This is a genomic window from Streptomyces sp. NPDC004542, assembly GCF_040610035.1.
Classification (GTDB): Bacteria; Actinomycetota; Actinomycetes; order Streptomycetales; family Streptomycetaceae; genus Streptomyces.
Genome location: NZ_JBEXLP010000010.1, coordinates 80,295 through 97,588, shown reverse-complemented (window position 1 = coordinate 97,588; position 17,294 = coordinate 80,295). Strand labels below are relative to the sequence as shown.

Genomic DNA, 17,294 nt, shown 5'->3' with positions numbered 1-17,294 from the left:
TCTGGTTCCGGGCGTTGCAGGCGGTGCGGTCGTTCGAAATGTCAGACACATGTCAACACTTCGAACGGCAACTTAGGCAGGGGACATGAGCGCGTCAATGGGGCGGGACGTATCGTCGGCGGCATGGATGTGCTGTTCTGGCCCGTGGCGGACGTGCTGGCGCACCTGGCCGGGCGGTGGCACGTGGAGCGCAGCGTGCGGGATCCGGCGAGCGGCGACGAGGGAGCGTTCCGCGGGACCACCGTCTTCGGCCCGCTGGCCGGCGGCGGACTGCTGCACGAGGAGTCCGGCACCTTCACCTGGCGGGGCGTCCCGCGGCCGGCCGAGCGCACGCTGCGGTTCCTGCCGGGCGCGGTGCCGGGCACGGCGGACGTGCGGTTCGCCGACGGGCGGCCCTTCCACGACCTGGACCTGACGTCCGGACGCCACGTCGCCGAGCACCGTTGCGCGGCGGACCTCTACCGGGGCGAGTTCACCGTCCTGGACGCGGACCACTGGCGGACGGTGTGGCGGGTGGGCGGCCCGGCGAAGGACCTCGTCCTCACCACCGACTGCACGCGCGCGGGCTGAGCCGGTACGTCGTCGCGCCGCTCACGCGCGGGTGTGCTGCGCCGGTACGCCGTCGAAGCGGAGGTTCCAGCGGCCGGCGCGGCCCGTGACGGCGGTGGCCGACAGGGAACGGACGTCGATGTTCCAGTAGGTCGAGGGCGGCGCCTTCAGGACGTAGACCAGGGCGGCCCGGATCACGGCGGGCTCGGCGACGGCGACGATGCTGCCGCCGCCGTCGGCGGGGCGGGTGTCCAGCCAGCCGCCGACGCGGGAGATGAAGGCCAGCAGTGACTCGCCGCCGTGCGGGGTGGAGCGCGGGTCGGCGAGCCAGGCGTCCACCGCCTCGGGCTCCCGCGCCATCGCCTCGCCGAGGGTGAGCCCGCGCCAGCGGCCCATGTCGCAGTCCCGCAGGGCGAGCTGCACCAGCGGGGCGTATCCCAGGGCGTCTCCGGTGGCGCGGCTGCGCGGCGTCGGCGAGCAGTAGCGCAGCTCGGCCGCCGCCAGCGGCAGCAGTTCCCCCGCCGCCCGCAGCACCTCGTCCCAGCCCGCCTGGTCCAGCGGCCGGTCGTCCTCGAAGCGCTCGGCGAGCGGCGGGCCGCTGCGCGCCGCGGCGACGAACGTGACCCGAAGTTGCATGCGGTGATGGTGAGCCTCGCCGGTATCCGGGTCAAGGGTCGTTACCCGCCAGTTACCGAGGGTCTGCGGGACCTTGCCCGAAGCCGTGCACCATCCACCGGTCCGGACGCTCCAGCGGCCGGAACCCCAGCTTGTCGTAGACGCCGTGGGCGTCGTGGGTGGCGAGCAGGAGGCGGCGTAGCCCGTAGGGCCGCAGGTGCTCGCGGACGGCCCCGACCAGCGCCGTCCCGACGCCCTTGCCGCGTACCGACGGATCGACGTACACGTCCGCGAGCCAGCCGAACGTCGCCCCGTCGGTCACCGCGCGCGCGTACGCCACCTGCTCGCCCGAGGCCGTGTCGTACACCCCGAAGTTCAGCGAGCCGGCCATCGCCCGCTCGTGGGTCTCGCGGGGGCGGCCGATCGCCCAGTACGCGTCGCCGGACAGCCAGCCGTGGACGCGGTCGACGTCGACGCGCGCGGAGTCGGCGGAGAACTCGTAGCCCTCGGGGAGGGCCGGTGTGTCGGTCATGGCCGGAGACTCCCAGGCCGACGGCGCCGGTGTCGAACGATGTGTCCCGCGCCGCACCCGGAGTACGGCCCGGCTCTACAGCACCTCGTCGCACGCCGTCCGCAGCCGCCGCACCCCCTCCGCGATCTCTCCCGTCCCGGCGACCGCGGCGAAGCTGAGCCGCAGGTGGGCGGCCGGGGGTTCGGCGCTGAAGTACGGGCGGCCGGGAGTGATCGCCACGCCTGCCCGGAGGGCGGCGGACGTGAGGGCGGCCTCTCCCGCGGAGCCGAAGGCCCGGGTGGTGCCGCCGGTGCCGTCGGGGAGGCGGAGCCAGAGGTGGTAGCCGCCGGAGGGGATGTGCGGCAGGGCGAGCTCGGGCAGGTCGCGCCGGAGGGCGGTGGTCATCGCGTCCCTGCGGGCCCGCAACTCGGTCGCGACGGTGCGCAGATGGCGGGGCCAGGCGGGCGAGCCGACGAGTTCCAGGGCCGCCTCCTGCAAGGGGCGGGGCACGAAGAAGGAGTCGACGACCTGGATCGCGCGCAGCCGCTCCAGCACCGGCCCCCGGGCGGCCAGGGCGCTGACCCGGAAGCTGGGCGAGGTCGCCTTGGTCAGCGAGCCGACGTGCACGACGACGCCGTCGGGGTCGTCGGCGGCCAGCGGGCGCGGCAGCGGGCCGGCGTCGGCGTGCACCAGGCGCCGTACGAAGTCGTCCTCGACCACGAAGGCGCCCGCCTCCCGGGCGATGCGGAGCACCTCGGCGCGCCGTCCGGGGGCGAGCACGGCTCCGGTGGGGTTCTGGAACAGGGGCTGGCAGACGAACACCCGGGCGCCGCTCGCCCGGAACGCGTCGGCGAGCAGCTCCGGCCGCACCCCGTCGGGGTCCACCGGCACCGGCACCGGGCGCAGTCCGGCGGCGCGGGCGATGGCCAGCATGCCCGGGTAGGTGGGCGACTCGACGAGCACCGGCGCGCCGGGCGGGGCGAGCGCCCGCAGCGCGGTGGCCAGCGCGGCCTGGCCGCCCGCCGCGATCAGCACCTCGGCGGCGGAGACGGCCCCGCCGATGCCCCGCGCGAACCACTCCCGCAGTTCCGGCAGCCCTTCCAGCGGCGGCCGTCCCCAGGCGCCCGGGCGCCGCCCGGCGCGGGCCAGGGCCGCGGCCATCGCCCGCTCAGGCTGGAGCGACGGGTGCAGATAGCCGCCGCTGAACTCCAGCACGCCCGGCGGCGGGGCGGCCAGGGAGACCGTGACCCCCGACGCGTCGACGGTGCGCGGGACGAGTTCCGTGGCGCTGTCGGCGCTGAGCGCGACCTCCTGCCAGGAGGTGTCCCCGGTGGCCGGGGGCGCACCGCGCGAGGGCGCGCGGAAGGCTCCGGCGCCGGGCCGGGTCACGACCAGGCCCTCGGCGACCAGCTGCGCCAGTGCCCGCGAGACGGTCACCGGGCTCACCCGGAACCGCTCGACCAGGGCCCGACTCGACGGGAGCTTTCCTCCCGGTGAGTAGCGGTCGACCTCTCGTCGCAGTTGGTGCACCAGTTCAGCGACGCTGCTACGCTCTTGCATGAGAGTACAGAGTAGCGCTACTACCGCACCCCCGATAGCGGTCACCACGCGTCGGCAGCGTCCCGGCCTCGGTGGCACCTTCCAGGCCGGCCTCGGGGTGGTCGCCTTCTCCCTGACCTTCCCGGCCACCGCCTGGGGCCTGGAGGGGTTCGGGCCCTGGACGCTGGTGGCCGTGCGCAGCGTTCTCGCGGCGGCCCTCGCGGGCTGCTGCCTGCTGGCCCTGCGGGTACCGCCACCCGCCCGCCGGCACTGGCCGGGGCTCGCCGTCGTCGCCGCCGGGGTGGTGCTCGGCTTCCCCCTGCTCACCACCCTCGCCCTGCGGACCTCCACCACCGCGCACGCCGCCGTGGTCGTCGGCCTGCTCCCGCTGACCACCGCGCTGTTCTCCGCCCTGCGCATGGGCACCCGCCCCTCCCGTACCTTCTGGGCGGCGGCCCTCGCGGGCGCCGCAGCGGTCCTCGCCTTCACCGTGCGGCAGAGCGGCGGCGCGCTGACGGCCGCCGACGGCTGTCTGGCCGCCGCGCTGGTGGTGTGCGCGGCCGGCTACACCGAGGGCGGCCGGCTGGCCCGGGTGATGCCGGGCTGGCAGGTGATCGGCTGGGCGCTGGTGCTGTGCGTTCCGCTCACCGTCCCGGCCGCCGTGCTGGCGCTCTCGGCCGAACCCGTGCACCTGACCGGGCACGGCGTGGCCGGGCTGCTGTGGGTGGCGGCGGGCTCGCAGTTCCTCGGGCTGGTCGTCTGGTACCGGGGCATGGCGGCCGTCGGGATCCCGCGGGCCAGCCAGTTGCAGTTGGCGCAGCCGCTGCTCACACTGGTGTGGTCGGTGCTGCTGCTGGGCGAGCACCTCACGGCGGCCGCTCCGCTGACGGCCGCCGCCGTGCTCGTGTGCATCGCCGTCACTCAACGGTCGCGATCGTGAGGAGGACCTGCAGATGCGCGCATCCGTGGGCGACCAGCTCGTCCAGCACGGCAGGGTGGTCGGCCAGCACGATCAGGTCTCGGAGGTCGTCGAGGTGATGGGGGCGCAGGGCACCCCGCCGTACCGCGTCCGCTTCCCGGACGGCCACGAGGCAGTCATGTCGCCCGGCCCGGACTGCCAGGTCCGGCACCGGGAACAGGAACACCAGGCACAGCGGTAGGGATTCAGCGCGGTGGCTCCGCCGGCTGCCCGTAGTGGTCGGCGACCACCCGCGCCATCGCCCCGACCGGGTCCTTCGCGACGTCCTGCGCGGCGAAGAAGACGTGACCGCGCACCTGCGCGTACCCGGCGGCGAGGGTCAGGTGCCGGGACAGCTCGACCGGGTCCTGCCAGGCCGGGGGCTGCCCGGCGGCCCCCGCCTTGTACAGCGCCTCGCCCAGGTAGAGGTGTGTCCCGGTGTCCTCGGCCACGTCGGCCCACCAGGCGACGAGCTTGGCGTAGTCGGCGGCGTCGAAGCCGATGTGCCAGTACAGCTGCGGCACGACGTAGTCGATCCAGTGCTCCCGGACCCACTTGCGCGTGTCCGCGTACAGGTCGTCGTACGTCTGCACGCCCGCCCGGGTGTCCGAGCCCCGCTCGTCCGTCGTGGCGTTGCGCCACACCCCGAACGGGCTGATCCCGAACCGGGTACCGGGCCGCACCCTCCTGATCCGGGCCGCGGTCTCCCGCACCAGCCGGTCGATGTTGTCGCGGCGCCAGGCGGCACGGCTGTCGAAGCCCCCGCCGTACGCGTCCCAGGCGGCGTCGTCGTCGAAGGTCTGCCCGGCGACCGGATACGGATAGAAGTAGTCGTCGAAGTGGACGGCGTCGACCGGGTACCTCGCGACCGCGTCGAGCATCGCGTCCTCGACGAAGGCCCGCACCTGGGGCAGGCCCGGGTTGTAGTAGAGCCTGCCGCCGTACGGCACGGCCCAGTCGGGGTGCCGGCGGGCGGGGTGCGAGGCGGCGAGCCTGCCCGGGTCGGTGTGGTTGGCGATCCGGTACGGGTTGAACCAGGCGTGCAGCTGGAGCCCCCGCGCGTGCGCCTCGGCGACGGCGGTGCCCAGCGGGTCCCAGCCGGGTGCCTCGCCCTGCGTGCCGGTCAGGTACTGCGACCAGGGCTCGTAGGGCGAGGGCCACAGGGCGTCCGCGGTGGGCCGCACCTGGAGGACGACGGTGTTGAGGCGGTCCCGCACGGCCCGGTCGAGGTGGGCGATCAGTTCCGTGCGCTGCTCCCCCGCCGTCAGTCCGGGGCGCGAGGGCCAGTCGCGGTTGCCGACCGTCGCCAGCCACACCCCCCGCATCTCGGTGACGGCGCGACGGCGGCCCGGTGCGGCCGAGGCGCCCTGCGCCATGGTCAGCGTGGACAGCGCCGCGAGCGCGAACGCGCGCCGTGACACCTGTCTCATGGACCCCATGGGGTACCCCCATACAGTGCGGATCCGCTCCGTCACGGATCGTCTCGGGCCCAAGGATGCCCCTACCCGGGCGATCGATCATCGATACTTGGGAGTAACGTGCACGATCGGAGCAGGAGCGGAACCCGGAGCACCTGCCCGAGCCGTTGAGCAGCGAAGGGGACGACGTGACGGACATCGCCGGAGACATCGCGCGGGTCGGAGTGGTGGGCTGCGGCCAGATGGGAGCGGGCATCGCCGAGGTGTGCGCCCGCGCCGGACTGGACGTGAAGGTCGCCGAGACGACCGGCGAGGCCCTGGAGATCGGCCGCACCCGGCTGTTCAACTCCCTGGCCAAGGCCGCCGGACGCGGCAAGATCAGCGAGGCGGAGCTGGACGCCACGCAGGCGCGGCTGAGCTTCACCACCGACCTCGGCGAGTTCGCCGACCGCGACCTGGTGATCGAGGCCGTCGTGGAGAACGAGCAGGTGAAGACCGAGATCTTCCAGGTGCTCGACCAGGTGGTGACCCGGCCGGACGCGATCCTCGCCTCCAACACCTCGTCCATCCCCCTGGTGAAGCTCGCGGTCGCCACCTCGCGCCCCGACCACGTCATCGGCATCCACTTCTTCAACCCGGCCCCCGTGCAGCGGCTCGTCGAGGTGATCCCCGCGCTCACCACCTCCGAGGAGACGCTCGGCCGGGCCCAGCTCTTCGCCGAGAAGGTGCTCGGCAAGCACGCCATCCGCGCCCAGGACCGCTCCGGGTTCGTCGTCAACGCTCTGCTGGTGCCCTACCTGCTGTCCGCGATCCGCATGTTCGAGTCGGGCATCGCCAGCCGCGAGGACATCGACAACGGCATGGAGATGGGCTGCGCCCACCCGATGGGCCCGCTGAAGCTGTCCGACCTGATCGGCCTGGACACCATCGTCTCCATCGCCCATTCCATGTACACCGAGTACAAGGAGCCGCTGTACGCCGCTCCCCCGCTGCTCCAGCGCATGGTCGAGGCGGGCCGGCTGGGCCGCAAGACGGGGTCCGGGTTCTACACGTACGGCTGATTACGGGGAGCGATGCTCCGTGGGCCCGGCACCGCGTTCGGTGCCGGGCCCATCCATTTCACTCCCCGTGTGCGCGCCGGGCACGCATATGCCTGTCGCACACGCTCCCCATGCGCCCACCAGGCGAGTTCACTCATCATGCGCATGCAAGGGATGCGGAAACACCACGTTCGACTACGAAAGGAGTGGATCCGTGACCGCCGATCCGGAGCATCCCGTGGTCCATGGAGAACTCGCAGAGTTACGTCGCCGCCTGGACGTGGCCTACGCCCGCGTGGAGGGCGGGCTGGCCCTGCTCAGCCACCGCACCGAGGAGACCGCCAAGGAACTGGACGAGCTGAACACCCGCATGATCTCGCTGGAACACGCACGCTGGCCACTTCCCTCGGTCGCGGCACTCACGGCGCTGGGAGCGCTGGTCGTGGCGATCTGGCAGGCACTGGCCCACTAGGGGCTGCACCCGGACGCGCCGGCTTCCGCTCGCCCGTGCCGGTGGGGCACCGTCACCCCGCTGCGCCCGGCCCGCCGGACGGGCCCGGGTCATCGGCGAGCCTGAGGTGGTGCAGCAGCAGTAACGCGGCCGCCATGGTGGCGGCCGGGACCTCCCCACGGGCGACCATGTCGGGGACGAGCTTGAGGGGGACCCATTCCCGCCGGTCCGACTCGAAGTCGTCCACGGGGTGTCCGACGTACTCGCCCTCGTCGGCCCAGTAGATGTGGTGCCGGGCGTCCGTGAGGCCGTTGGACGGCTCCACGCTCATCAGGTGGTGCAGGGGCCCCGGCCGCCAGCCCGTCTCCTCCTCAAGTTCCCTGGCGGCCGCGCACGCGATGTCCTCGCCGTCCTCGACCACCCCCGCGGCCAGTTCCCACCCCCAGCTGTCCGTGATGAAACGGTGGCGCCACAGCAGGAGCACCTCGTTGGCCTCGTTGACCACCGTGGCCACGGCCACGGGCCGCAGCCGAATGAGGAAGTGGTCGAGGTGCCGGCCGTCCGGCAGCTCGACATCTGCGAGATTGACGCTGAACCAGCGGTTTGCGTACACAGTTTGTTCGTTCTGTTTCGTCCACTGCACGGTTCTGCCACCTTCCGCCGAGTAAGTGGCAATATCGCAGCAGCGTGTGTCCCGGACCTACAGCGGTACGCGCAGTGCCCCGTCGATGAGTTCGGCGGCCTCGCCAGTGCCCGCGCAGCCGCTGCGCACGAGGTGCTCGCGTACCGCGCGGAGTCTGTCCCGCAGCCGCTGGGACTCCATGCCCCGGGCCTGCTCGGCCATCTGCACGGCCGTGGCCACCGCCTTGTCCGCGTTGCCCTGGCGGAGTTCGATGGTGCTGAGCATGGCGAGCCGGTGCACCCGCCCCCGGTCGTGGGCCGGGTTGTCCACGGCCGCCGCCGCGTGCTCCCGGGCGGCGGCGAGTTCGCCGAGGCTGAGCAGCGCCTCGGCCACCTGCACGTTGACCAGGCCCGGCTGGACATAGCCGGTCTCGTCGGGCTCGTACCCGCGCCGGATGCGTTCGGCGGCCGTCTCCGCCCGCCGGATGCAGGACAGGGCGCTCGTGCCGTCGCCGAGGTGGGCGTACGCCTTCGCCTGCATCGCGTACAGGTCGGAGGCGAGGGCGGGGGTGATGTGCCGGCCGGCGGCACGCAGCGCGGCCTCGGCGAAGGCGACGGCCTGCCGGTACTCCCGCATGAACAGCGCCTGGTTGACCAGCAGGGCGATGACGTACGCGCCGAGTCCCCGGTCCCCGCTGGCCTTCGCCAGTCTGAGCGCCTGGTGGAAGTAGCGCTGGGCGAGACCGTGCGCGTCGGAGTCGTACGCGCAGATGCCGGCGATCGCCACCAACCCGCCGGTGGCCCGGTGCAGTTGGCGGCCGGTGGCGTCGGTGTAGCTGCCCCGCAGCAACGGGGCCGCCTCGGAGTTCAGGAAGCCGACGATGCGGGTGCGGGTCGCTATGCCGCCGGCCTTGCGGTACATCTGCTCGTAGTGGGCACGGGCCGCGCGCAGCATCTCGATGTCGGCCGAAGTGACCCGGTGCCGGCCGCCGCGGGAGACGTCCACGTCCTCCGGCGGGTTCTCCCACTCCCACACCGGCATCACGGCGGGCGTGCCGGTGACCGCGGGGGCGCCGAGGACGTGCGGGCGCTGCTGTTCGTCGCAGCGCCACAGGGCGGTGGCGCGTTCGACGAACCCGGAGAGCGAGGCGCCGTGCGGGAGGCTCGGTTCACCGGGTACGCCGAGGCCGATGTCGTCGAGGGTGACGGGCCGTCGCAGCCGTACGGCGAGCACCTCGCAGATCAGGTCGGGTACCTGTCCCCGAGGGCGCTGCCCCTTCAACCACCGTGCGACGGCGGTGTGTTCGTACCGCAGCGCGAGGCCGCGCGCGCGGCCCGCCTGGTTGACGTGGGCGGCGAGACCGGCGTGCGAGATGCCGGCCTCGTCGAGGATCGCGTCGAGCAGAGTGTTGGGCTGCATCAAGGCCCCCCGGGTGGCTCGGTGAGCGTCAGCGTAGTGGGTTCGCCTTCACACGGGGTGTGAACGGAGTGCGCGAATCCGTGCTGTGTGCGCGGTGTCGCACACCGTGTCCGGCCGGTTGACTCAACTGCCTCGCAAGAGGCCGGCCGGGCCGTCGGCTCCCCCTCGTAAAGCGGCGGCCCGGTCGTCGGCGTCGGCCCTCGCGGCCCGGGCACGGGGCCGGCGGTCGTTGTGCACCACGAGCACGGCGACATCGTCCGCCGGGGTGCCGTTCGTGTGGCGGAGCAGGGCGGTGAAGACCTGGTGCAGAACGGTCTGCGGGGTCACGCGGTGACCGCCCGCGGCCTGCGCCAGCACCGTCGGCAGGGAGAAGAAGCGGCCCCGTGCGTCACGGGCGTCCTCCGCGCCGTCGGTGTAGAGGACCAGGGTCTCGCCGGGCCGCAGACGGCCGCAGGGCAGGGCGGGCAGGTCGGACGGGAGCGGGAAGGGGCCGAGCGGCGGGAGGGGGTCCGCCCGGGTGAGGGGCTCGATCCGGTCACCGCTGATCAGGTACGGCCAGGGGTGCCCGCAGTTGAGCGCGTGCACCTCACCGTCGCGGGCGATCTCCAGGAGCAGCACGGTGACGAACTCCTCGGCGACGGGAGTGTCCGGTTCCAGACCGCTCGAGGGGTGTTCGGTGCGGGCCCGCTCGCCGAGATGGCGGCCCAGGGCGCGGTCCAGGCGCCGCAGGACCTGGTCGAGGGCGGGCTCGTCGTGGGCGGCCTCGCGGAAGCTGCCGAGGACGGCGGCGACGGTACCGATGGCGGACAGACCGTGGCCGCGCACATCCCCCATGACCACGCGTACGCCGTGTTCGGTGGCGACCGCCGCGTAGAGGTCGCCGCCTATGGCCGCCCCGCGGTCGGCGGAGAGCTGCGCGGCGGCGACGCTCAGGCCGTCCACGCGGGGCGGCGGCGGCCGCAGCAGCACGCTCTGCGCGGCGCCCGCGACCCGGCGGGCCTGCCTGAGCTCGCGCAGGAACGTCCGGCGGACGTGGACGATCAGGCCGGTGCCGATCGCGAAGAACACGGCGCTGGTGGCGATCCGGGCGCCCATCCCGTCCTGCTCGGCCGCCGGGCAGGCCAGTTTGTAGCCCATCGCCATGGCGCCCCAGAGCGTGGGCAGCACCAGCGCGCGGCGCAACGGCCGGCGGTCGGGCCGGCGTACGCACCCCTGCCGGGTGGGTGCGCGTGCCTTGATGCGGATCATGCCGATGACCCCCCATTGCGGGCCCTGACAGAGCAGATCGGACCGGCCCCGAGAGGCCGGTCCGATTCTGTCCACGGCACGGCCCGCGAGGGCCGGATCGCCATAAGTTCTCACCCTAATGAGTGAGCAAGCACCAGACTCCTGCATTTATGCAGGTGAGGCGCCCCGCGGTGGCCCACGGAGCGCCTCGGCACCGCTAGCTCCGCAGCGCCGCTCCCGTGCGCTCGCCGGCGAGGGCGACCGCCGCGTCCCGGGCGGCGGAGGCCTCGTCCACGGTCAGCGTCCGGTCACCCGCACGGAACCGCAGCGCGTACGCCAGGGACTTCTTGCCCTCGCCCAGTTGCTCGGCGTTCTCGTAGACGTCGAACAGGCGGATCGACTCCAGGAGTTCACCGGCGCCCTCGCGCAGCGCGGCCTCGACATCGGCGTGCGGGACCGGCTGGTCGACCACCAGGGCGACGTCCTGCGTCGCGACCGGGAAGGCCGAGATGCGCGGCGCCTGCGGGGTGGCGTCGCCGACCGCCTCCAGGGCGTCCAGGTCGAGTTCCATGGCGGAGCTGCGCTCGGGCAGGCCGAGCGCCTTCAGCACGCGCGGGTGCAGCTCGCCCGCGTGGCCCACGATGCGCTCGGTGCCGTCCAGCACGACCGCGAGCTCGGCGCAGCGCCCCGGGTGCCACGGGCCGTATTGGCCCTTGCGGACGATCAGCTCGACACCGGCCTCGCGGGCGACGGCACGGGCGGCCTCGACGGCGTCGGCCCAGTCGGCGGGCCGCCCCCTGCCCCACCAGCCGGCCTGCTCGCGGGCCCCGGCGAGGACGACGGCCACGTGCCGCGGCTGCTCGGGCAGCGCGGCGTCGAGCTCCGCGATCTCCTCGTCGGTGGGGCGCCGGTCGACGGGCAGGTGCGTGGCGGGGCGCCGCTGCGCCCGCGGGTGGAAGACCAGGCCCGTCTCGAACAGCGCCAGATCGTGCGAGCCCCGGCCGTCGTTGCGCCGCAGGGCACCCAGCAAGCCCGGCAGCAGCGTCGTGCGCAGCGCCGGCTCCTCGTCGCTGAGCGGGTTGGCCAGCCTGACGACGCGGCGGGCCGGGTCGTCGGCGTGAAGTCCGAGCTGGTCGAAGACCTGCTCGGCGACGAAGGGGTAGTTCGGCGCCTCGACGTAGCCGATGCCGGCCAGCGCCCGGCCGACCCGGCGGTGCAGCCGCTGGCGGTGCGTCAGGCCGCGGCCCGAGGGCGGCTTGGGCAGCGTGGACGGCAGGTTCTCGTAGCCCTCCAGGCGGATGACCTCTTCGGCGAGGTCGTTGGGCTCGGCGAGGTCGGGCCGCCAGGACGGGACGGTGACGATCAGCTCGTCCTGCCCGTAGACGTCGCAGCCGACCTCCTGGAGACGGCGTACGACCGTCTCGCGGCCGTAGCCGACGCCCGCGACCTTGTCCGGGTGGTCGGCCGGGACGCTGATGGTGTGCGGCGCGGACGGCGCGATGACCTCGGTGACGCCCGCCTCGGCCGTGCCGCCCGCGAGCAGGACCAGCAGGTCCACGGTGCGCTGGGCGGCGGCTGCCGCGGCCTGCGGGTCGACGCCGCGCTCGAAGCGCCGGGACGCCTCCGACAGCAGCTTGTGGCGGCGGGCCGTACGGGCGATCGAGACGGCGTTGAAGTGGGCCGCCTCGATCACCACGTCGGTGGTGGCGTTCGTGCCGTTCTCGGTGGCCCCGTGGTCCGCGATCTCCGTGTTGGCGCCGCCCATGACGCCGGCCAGGCCGATCGGGCCGCGTTCGTCGGTGATGACCAGGTCCTCGGCGTGCAGCTCACGCTCGACGCCGTCGAGGGTGACGAGCTTCTCGCCCTCCTCGGCCCGGCGCACCCCGATCGCGCCCTGGACCAGCTGCCGGTCGTAGGCGTGCAGGGGCTGGCCCAGCTCCATCATCACGTAGTTGGTGACGTCGACGGCGAGCGAGATCGGGCGCATGCCGACCTTCTGCAGCCGGCGCTGCAGCCAGATCGGGGAGCGCGCCTCGGGGCTCAGGCCGGTGACGGTGCGGGCGGTGAAGCGGTCGCAGCCGTGCGGGTCGGAGACCTGGACCGGGTAGCCGAAGGCGTTCGGGCCGGGTACGTCGATGAGCGCCGGGTCGCGCAGCGGCAGGCCGTAGGCGATGGCGGTCTCACGGGCGACACCGCGGATGGACAGGCAGTCGCCGCGGTTGGCGGTGACGGCGATGTCGAGGACCTCGTCGACCAGCTCCAGCAGCTCGATGGCGTCCTTGCCGACCTCGGTCTCCGGCGGCAGCACGATGATGCCGTGGGTGCCGTCGTCGCCCATGCCCAGCTCGTCGCTGGAGCAGATCATGCCGTGGGAGGTCTTGCCGTACGTCTTGCGGGCGGCGATGGAGAAGCCGCCGGGCAGCGTGGCGCCCGGCAGGACCACGACGACCTTGTCGCCGACGGCGAAGTTGCGGGCGCCGCAGACGATCTCCTGGGGCTCGCCGGTGCCGTTGGCCTGTCCGACGTCGACGGTGCAGAAGCGGATCGGCTTCTTGAAGCCCTCCAGCTCCTCGATGGTCAGCACCTGGCCGACGACCAGCGGGCCCTTGAGGTCGGCGCCGAGCTGCTCGACGGTCTCCACCTCCAGGCCGGCCGAAATGAGCTTGGCCTGGACGTCACGTCCGGTCTCGGTGGCCGGCAGGTCGACGTACTCCCGCAGCCAAGAAAGCGGGACCCGCATCAGATCTCCATCCCGAACGGCCGGGTGAACCGGACGTCACCCTCGACCATGTCTCGCATGTCCTCGACGTTGTGGCGGAACATCAGCATCCGCTCGATGCCGAACCCGAAGGCGAAGCCGCTGTACCTCGCCGGGTCGACGCCGCAGGCGGTGAGCACCCGCGGGTTGACCATGCCGCAGCCGCCCAGCTCGATCCAGCCCTCGCTGGAGCAGGTGCGGCAGGGCCGGTCGGGGTTGCCGACGGACTCGCCCTTGCAGACGTAGCAGAGCATGTCCATCTCGGCGCTCGGCTCGGTGAACGGGAAGAAGTTCGGCCGCAGCCGGGTCTTCATGCCCTCACCGAACAGCGACTGGACCATGTGGTCCAGGGTGCCCTTGAGGTCGGCCATGGTCAGGCCCTCGTCCACGGCGAGCAGCTCGACCTGGTGGAAGACGGGCGTGTGCGTGGCGTCCAGCTCGTCGGTGCGGTAGACGCGGCCGGGGCAGATCACGTAGACCGGCAGTTCGCGCTGCAGCAGGGAGCGGATCTGCACGGGCGAGGTGTGGGTGCGCAGCACGACGCCGGACTCGGTGCCGCCGTCCTCGCCGCGGACGAAGAAGGTGTCGGCCTCGCCGCGGGCCGGGTGGTCCGGGCCGATGTTGAGGGCGTCGAAGTTGAACCACTCGGCCTCGACCTGCGGGCCCTCGGCCACCTCGTAGCCCATGGCCACGAAGATGTCCTCGATCCGCTCCGACAGGGTGGTCAGCGGGTGGCGGGCGCCGGAGGGGACACGGTCGTACGGCAGGGTGACGTCGACGTCCTCCTCCACCAGTACGCGGGCGTCGCGCTCGGCCTCCAGCTCGGCCTGGCGGACGGCGAGCGCCTTGTTGACGGCGCCGCGGGCCATGCCGACGCGCTTGCCGGCGTCGGCCTTGGCGTGCGGGGGCAGGGCGCCGATCTCGCGGTTGGCGAGGGCCAGCGGGGAGGCGGGGCCGGTGTGGGCGACCTTGGCCTCGTGGAGCGCGTCGAGGGAGTCCGCGGCGGCGAAGGCGGCGAGCGCCTCGTCCCGCATGCGCTCGATCTCTTCCGGTTTCAACGCCTCGACCTCTACAGGGTCGTACGACTTATTCGGTGCCGACATCTCTTCCCGTGCTTCCGGTTGGCTGGCTGGTGTGCCCCGTCTTCGACCCGGACCCGGACCTGGACGGTCCGTCTCTGGTTGTGGACACAAAGGTGCCAATGGCCGAGTCTAACGGGGCCGGGGAACGCGAATGTGCCCGCGGGCGGCTCAGGCCCGCCCGTCGCCCACCACCGCCCTACCCGACACTACGTGGCAGCTCGAATTCAAAGGCAGGAGCCCCCACGGGCAACGTAAATCGGAACTCCGCGCCCCCGCCGGGGGCGCGGCCGACCGTGATGGTGCCGCCGTGGGCCTCGACGATGCCCTTGACGATGTAGAGCCCGAGGCCCGTGCCGCCGCGCTTGCTGCCCCGCCAGAAGCGGGTGAAGACGCGGTTCATGGACTCCTCCGGGATGCCGGGCCCCTCGTCGCTCACCGTGACCGACGTGGCTGCGTGCTCGCCCTCCTCGTCCTCGCGCGGGGACGCCGAGGGCGTGATGTCGATGGTGACGGTCCCCTCGCCGTGCCGCACGGCATTTTCGAGGAGGTTGCTGAGCACCTGGTCGACCTTGTCGGGGTCGGCCCACAGGGCGGGCAGCGGCTGCTCGACGCGCAGCAGGAAGCGGTCCGCGGGCTGTCCGGCGGCGACGTAGGCCTGGATGTGCCGTCCGACGGCGGCGCCTATGTCGACGGGCTGGCGGCGGACCTCCAGGCGCCCGGAGTCGATGCGTGAGATGTCGAGCAGCTCGGCGATGAGCCGGGTGACGCGGTCGGCGTCCGCGTCGACGGTCTCCAGCATCAGCCGCTTCTGGTCGTCGGTGAACCTCTCCCACTTGGCGAGCAGGGTGGCGGTGAAGCCCTTGACGGAGGTGAGCGGGGAGCGCAGCTCGTGGGCGACGGTGGCGATCAGCTCGGCGTGGCTGCGTTCGGTGCGGCGGCGGGCCTCGGTGTCGCGGAGGGTGACGACGACGCGGCGGACCGGTCCGGTGGGTTCGCCGCGGACGTAGCGGGCGGAGACGAGGACTTCGCGGACGCCGGGGAGCAGGAGGTTGCGCTCGGGCTGCCGGACCCGGATGGCGAGACCGCCGTAGGGGTCGGTGAGCTGCCACCAGCGCCGCCCCTCGAGGTCCTCCAGAGGCAGGGCCTTCTCCAGGCTCCGGCCGAGGGCGTCGGCGGCGCGGACCGCGGTGATGCGTTCGGCGGCGGCGTTGAAGCAGATGACCCGGCCGTCCTCGTCGGCGACGACGAGACCGTCGGGCAGGTCGTCCGGGTCGACGCACAGCCCGGTGAGGTCGGCCTGCCGGGGTGCGGGTGCGCGTCGCACGTCCCGCCCCTCCGGCGCCGTGCCGGTGCCGACGACACTCATCCCCGTACCCCACCTCTCAGACGGCGCAGGGCCCCGAGCTGGTCACCCTACTAGCTGTGGGTGACGGAGCGGCACCCTCCGGAGGCGCGCTGCGCACGGGCTGACGCGTAGAGACATACGGCGGCGGCCGTGGCGAGGTTCAGACTTTCGGCCTTTCCGTGGATCGGGACGCGTACGACGGCGTCCGCGAGCGCGCGGGTCTCCTCCGGGAGCCCCCAGGCCTCGTTTCCGAACACCCATGCGGTGGGGTCGCCCATGGTGCCCTTGTCGAGCTCGTCGTCGAGGTCGCGGTCGCCTGCGCCGTCGGCGGCGAGGATGCGGACGCCGGCGGCCTTCAGCCCGGCCACGGCCTGCTCGACGGGCACGCCGACGGCCACGGGCAGATGGAACAGGGAGCCGACGGAGGCGCGGACCGCCTTCGGGTTGTACAGGTCCACGGAGGCGTCGGTGAGTACGACGGCCTCGGCGCCGGCGGCGTCGGCGCAGCGCAGGACGGTCCCGGCGTTGCCCGGGTCGCGGACGTGCGCGAGGACGGCGACCAGCCCGGGGCGGGCGGCGAGGATGTCCTCGAACGGGGTGTCGAGGAACCGGCAGACACCGACGAGCCCCTGCGGGGTGACGGTGGTGGAGATGTCGGCGATGACCTCTTCGGAGGCGAGGTGGACGCGGGCGCCGGCGCTCCGGGCCTCGCCGATGATGTCGGCGTAGCGCTCCGCGGCGTCGACCGTGGCGAACAGTTCGACGAGTGTCGCCCGGCCGTCGGCCCGGTGCCCGGCCGCCTCCCGCACGGCCTGCGGCCCCTCCGCGAGGAACAGCCGGTCCTTCCCCCGGAAGTTCCGCTTGGCAAGCCGCCGGGCGGCGGACACACGGGCAGAACGGGGGGAGATCAGCTCGGGGGCGGGCATCCTGTCCTTCACCTTCAGATGAGTCCTGTCTTCGACGGCCGGGGAACCAACGACAGGACCCGCAAGCCGTACGGCCTGCGGGTCCTGCGGTGAACGTCGTCGGCTAGGGCCGGCGCGGCGTCACGCGGCCTTCGGCGCGTTGACGTCCGACGGCAGCGCCTTCTGCGCGACCTCGACGAGCGCGGCGAACGCACCCGCGTCGTTGACGGCCAGCTCGGCCAGGATCTTGCGGTCGACCTCGACGTTCGCGGCCTTCAGACCCTGGATGAAGCGGTTGTAGGTCATGCCGTTGGCGCGGGCAGCGGCGTTGATGCGCTGGATCCACAGCTGACGGAAGTCACCCTTGCGCTTCTTGCGGTCGTTGTAGTTGTAGACCAGCGAGTGGGTGACCTGCTCCTTGGCCTTGCGGTACAGGCGCGAACGCTGACCGCGGTAGCCGGAGGCCTGCTCGAGGATCGCCCGGCGCTTCTTGTGGGCGTTGACTGCCCGCTTGACGCGTGCCACTTGTTAACTCCTTGTAGCGGGGTCGTGGGCGTACTCACACGACCCGGAAACGATTGGGTCCCGGTCCAGACGTACGGCGCCCGGTCGGCGCCGCCGCGTCACTTGCCGAGAAGCTTCTTGATCTTCGCGGCGTCGCCCGGGGCCATCTCGGCGTTGCCGGTGAGGCGACGCGTCACGCGGGACGACTTGTGCTCGAGCAGGTGGCGCTTGCCGGCGCGCTCACGGAGCACCTTGCCGGAGCCGGTGACCTTGAAGCGCTTGCTGGCACCGCTGTGCGACTTGTTCTTCGGCATAGCGCCGTTCTCTCCTCGTCGGTGGCGCTCCGGTGCC

The 17,294-nt window shown here is 73.0% G+C and carries 18 protein-coding genes; 5 read left to right on the top strand and 13 right to left on the bottom strand.

Annotation, left to right across the window (positions count from 1 at the left end; all coding sequences use genetic code 11):
- Positions 1-123: 123 nt before the first annotated feature.
- Positions 124-570, top strand: a complete 447-nt coding sequence (locus ABZX30_RS09015) for a DUF6314 family protein (RefSeq protein WP_355930704.1) — start codon at positions 124-126, stop codon at positions 568-570.
- A 21-nt stretch (positions 571-591) separates the two neighbouring features.
- Here ABZX30_RS09015 and ABZX30_RS09010 read toward each other — a convergent pair whose 3' ends face one another.
- The 3 genes from ABZX30_RS09010 to ABZX30_RS09000 form a co-directional block, all read right to left on the bottom strand.
- A complete protein-coding gene (locus tag ABZX30_RS09010; protein ID WP_355930701.1) occupies positions 592-1,185 on the bottom strand; it encodes a histidine phosphatase family protein in 594 nt (197 codons plus the stop codon).
- A gap of 52 nt (positions 1,186-1,237) precedes the next feature.
- Positions 1,238-1,696 carry a GNAT family N-acetyltransferase gene (locus ABZX30_RS09005; RefSeq protein ID WP_355930699.1) on the bottom strand — a complete coding sequence of 153 codons (459 nt, stop codon included), beginning with the start codon at positions 1,694-1,696 and terminating at the stop codon, positions 1,238-1,240.
- 75 nt (positions 1,697-1,771) lie between these two features.
- Entirely contained in the window at positions 1,772-3,235 is a 1,464-nt protein-coding gene (locus tag ABZX30_RS09000; RefSeq protein WP_355930696.1) for a PLP-dependent aminotransferase family protein, read from the bottom strand.
- On the opposite strand from ABZX30_RS09000, the gene ABZX30_RS08995 reads away from it, so the two are divergent.
- Together ABZX30_RS08995 and ABZX30_RS08990 are read left to right on the top strand one after the other, a co-directional pair.
- The gene (locus tag ABZX30_RS08995; protein WP_355930693.1) at positions 3,234-4,154 is read left to right on the top strand and encodes a DMT family transporter; all 921 of its coding nucleotides are present in this window, start codon (positions 3,234-3,236) and stop codon (positions 4,152-4,154) included. The two genes, ABZX30_RS09000 and ABZX30_RS08995, sit on opposite strands and share 2 nt — an antisense overlap.
- 13 nt (positions 4,155-4,167) lie before the next feature.
- A complete protein-coding gene (locus ABZX30_RS08990) occupies positions 4,168-4,374 on the top strand; it encodes a DUF1918 domain-containing protein (protein WP_355930691.1) in 207 nt (68 codons plus the stop codon).
- Between the two features lie 4 nt (positions 4,375-4,378).
- Here ABZX30_RS08990 and ABZX30_RS08985 read toward each other — a convergent pair whose 3' ends face one another.
- On the bottom strand, positions 4,379-5,602 hold the full coding sequence (locus tag ABZX30_RS08985; RefSeq protein WP_355930688.1) for a family 10 glycosylhydrolase: 1,224 nt from the start codon (positions 5,600-5,602) through the stop codon (positions 4,379-4,381).
- Positions 5,603-5,778: 176 nt separating this feature from the next.
- On the opposite strand from ABZX30_RS08985, the gene ABZX30_RS08980 reads away from it, so the two are divergent.
- The gene (locus ABZX30_RS08980) at positions 5,779-6,651 is read left to right on the top strand and encodes a 3-hydroxybutyryl-CoA dehydrogenase (RefSeq protein WP_355930685.1); all 873 of its coding nucleotides are present in this window, start codon (positions 5,779-5,781) and stop codon (positions 6,649-6,651) included.
- Positions 6,652-6,844: 193 nt separating this feature from the next.
- Positions 6,845-7,102, top strand: coding sequence for a hypothetical protein (locus tag ABZX30_RS08975; protein WP_355930682.1), 258 nt, complete (start codon positions 6,845-6,847; stop codon positions 7,100-7,102).
- Between the two features lie 52 nt (positions 7,103-7,154).
- On the opposite strand, the gene ABZX30_RS08970 is transcribed toward ABZX30_RS08975, so the two are convergent.
- From ABZX30_RS08970 to rpmI, 9 genes are all read right to left on the bottom strand, one after another.
- The gene (locus ABZX30_RS08970; protein ID WP_355930680.1) at positions 7,155-7,724 is read right to left on the bottom strand and encodes an NUDIX hydrolase; all 570 of its coding nucleotides are present in this window, start codon (positions 7,722-7,724) and stop codon (positions 7,155-7,157) included.
- A gap of 57 nt (positions 7,725-7,781) precedes the next feature.
- Positions 7,782-9,122, bottom strand: a complete 1,341-nt coding sequence (locus tag ABZX30_RS08965) for a transcriptional regulator (protein WP_355930677.1) — start codon at positions 9,120-9,122, stop codon at positions 7,782-7,784.
- A gap of 123 nt (positions 9,123-9,245) precedes the next feature.
- Positions 9,246-10,370, bottom strand: a complete 1,125-nt coding sequence (locus tag ABZX30_RS08960) for a PP2C family protein-serine/threonine phosphatase (RefSeq protein ID WP_355930674.1) — start codon at positions 10,368-10,370, stop codon at positions 9,246-9,248.
- 196 nt (positions 10,371-10,566) lie between these two features.
- On the bottom strand, positions 10,567-13,089 hold the full coding sequence (gene pheT, locus ABZX30_RS08955) for a phenylalanine--tRNA ligase subunit beta (protein WP_355930671.1): 2,523 nt from the start codon (positions 13,087-13,089) through the stop codon (positions 10,567-10,569).
- Positions 13,089-14,210, bottom strand: coding sequence for a phenylalanine--tRNA ligase subunit alpha (gene pheS / locus ABZX30_RS08950; RefSeq protein ID WP_355930668.1), 1,122 nt, complete (start codon positions 14,208-14,210; stop codon positions 13,089-13,091). The genes pheT and pheS overlap by 1 nt, the downstream gene beginning before the upstream one ends.
- A 175-nt stretch (positions 14,211-14,385) precedes the next feature.
- Complete coding sequence (locus ABZX30_RS08945; protein WP_355930665.1) at positions 14,386-15,555, bottom strand: ATP-binding protein; 1,170 nt, start codon at positions 15,553-15,555, stop codon at positions 14,386-14,388.
- Between the two features lie 50 nt (positions 15,556-15,605).
- A complete protein-coding gene (locus ABZX30_RS08940) occupies positions 15,606-16,460 on the bottom strand; it encodes an RNA methyltransferase (RefSeq protein WP_355930663.1) in 855 nt (284 codons plus the stop codon).
- Between the two features lie 120 nt (positions 16,461-16,580).
- Entirely contained in the window at positions 16,581-16,964 is a 384-nt protein-coding gene (gene rplT / locus ABZX30_RS08935) for a 50S ribosomal protein L20 (protein WP_003989074.1), read from the bottom strand.
- Positions 16,965-17,062: 98 nt separating this feature from the next.
- Positions 17,063-17,257 carry a 50S ribosomal protein L35 gene (gene rpmI, locus ABZX30_RS08930; protein WP_004933563.1) on the bottom strand — a complete coding sequence of 65 codons (195 nt, stop codon included), beginning with the start codon at positions 17,255-17,257 and terminating at the stop codon, positions 17,063-17,065.
- Between the last annotated feature and the right edge of the window lie 37 nt (positions 17,258-17,294).

Excerpts from the sequence above, each read along its gene's own strand:
- ABZX30_RS08965 (WP_355930677.1), bottom strand. The coding sequence starts at position 9,122 with ATGCAGCCCAACACTCTGCTCGACGCGATCCTCGACGAGGCCGGCATC.
- ABZX30_RS08990 (WP_355930691.1), top strand. The coding sequence starts at position 4,168 with ATGCGCGCATCCGTGGGCGACCAGCTCGTCCAGCACGGCAGGGTGGTC.
- ABZX30_RS08995 (WP_355930693.1), top strand. The coding sequence starts at position 3,234 with ATGAGAGTACAGAGTAGCGCTACTACCGCACCCCCGATAGCGGTCACC.
- ABZX30_RS09015 (WP_355930704.1), top strand. The coding sequence starts at position 124 with ATGGATGTGCTGTTCTGGCCCGTGGCGGACGTGCTGGCGCACCTGGCC.
- ABZX30_RS08945 (WP_355930665.1), bottom strand. The coding sequence starts at position 15,555 with ATGAGTGTCGTCGGCACCGGCACGGCGCCGGAGGGGCGGGACGTGCGA.
- rpmI (WP_004933563.1), bottom strand. The coding sequence starts at position 17,257 with ATGCCGAAGAACAAGTCGCACAGCGGTGCCAGCAAGCGCTTCAAGGTC.
- ABZX30_RS09010 (WP_355930701.1), bottom strand. The coding sequence starts at position 1,185 with ATGCAACTTCGGGTCACGTTCGTCGCCGCGGCGCGCAGCGGCCCGCCG.
- pheT (WP_355930671.1), bottom strand. The coding sequence starts at position 13,089 with ATGCGGGTCCCGCTTTCTTGGCTGCGGGAGTACGTCGACCTGCCGGCC.
- ABZX30_RS09005 (WP_355930699.1), bottom strand. The coding sequence starts at position 1,696 with ATGACCGACACACCGGCCCTCCCCGAGGGCTACGAGTTCTCCGCCGAC.
- ABZX30_RS09000 (WP_355930696.1), bottom strand. The coding sequence starts at position 3,235 with ATGCAAGAGCGTAGCAGCGTCGCTGAACTGGTGCACCAACTGCGACGA.
- ABZX30_RS08985 (WP_355930688.1), bottom strand. The coding sequence starts at position 5,602 with ATGAGACAGGTGTCACGGCGCGCGTTCGCGCTCGCGGCGCTGTCCACG.
- pheS (WP_355930668.1), bottom strand. The coding sequence starts at position 14,210 with ATGTCGGCACCGAATAAGTCGTACGACCCTGTAGAGGTCGAGGCGTTG.
- ABZX30_RS08960 (WP_355930674.1), bottom strand. The coding sequence starts at position 10,370 with ATGATCCGCATCAAGGCACGCGCACCCACCCGGCAGGGGTGCGTACGC.
- ABZX30_RS08940 (WP_355930663.1), bottom strand. The coding sequence starts at position 16,460 with ATGCCCGCCCCCGAGCTGATCTCCCCCCGTTCTGCCCGTGTGTCCGCC.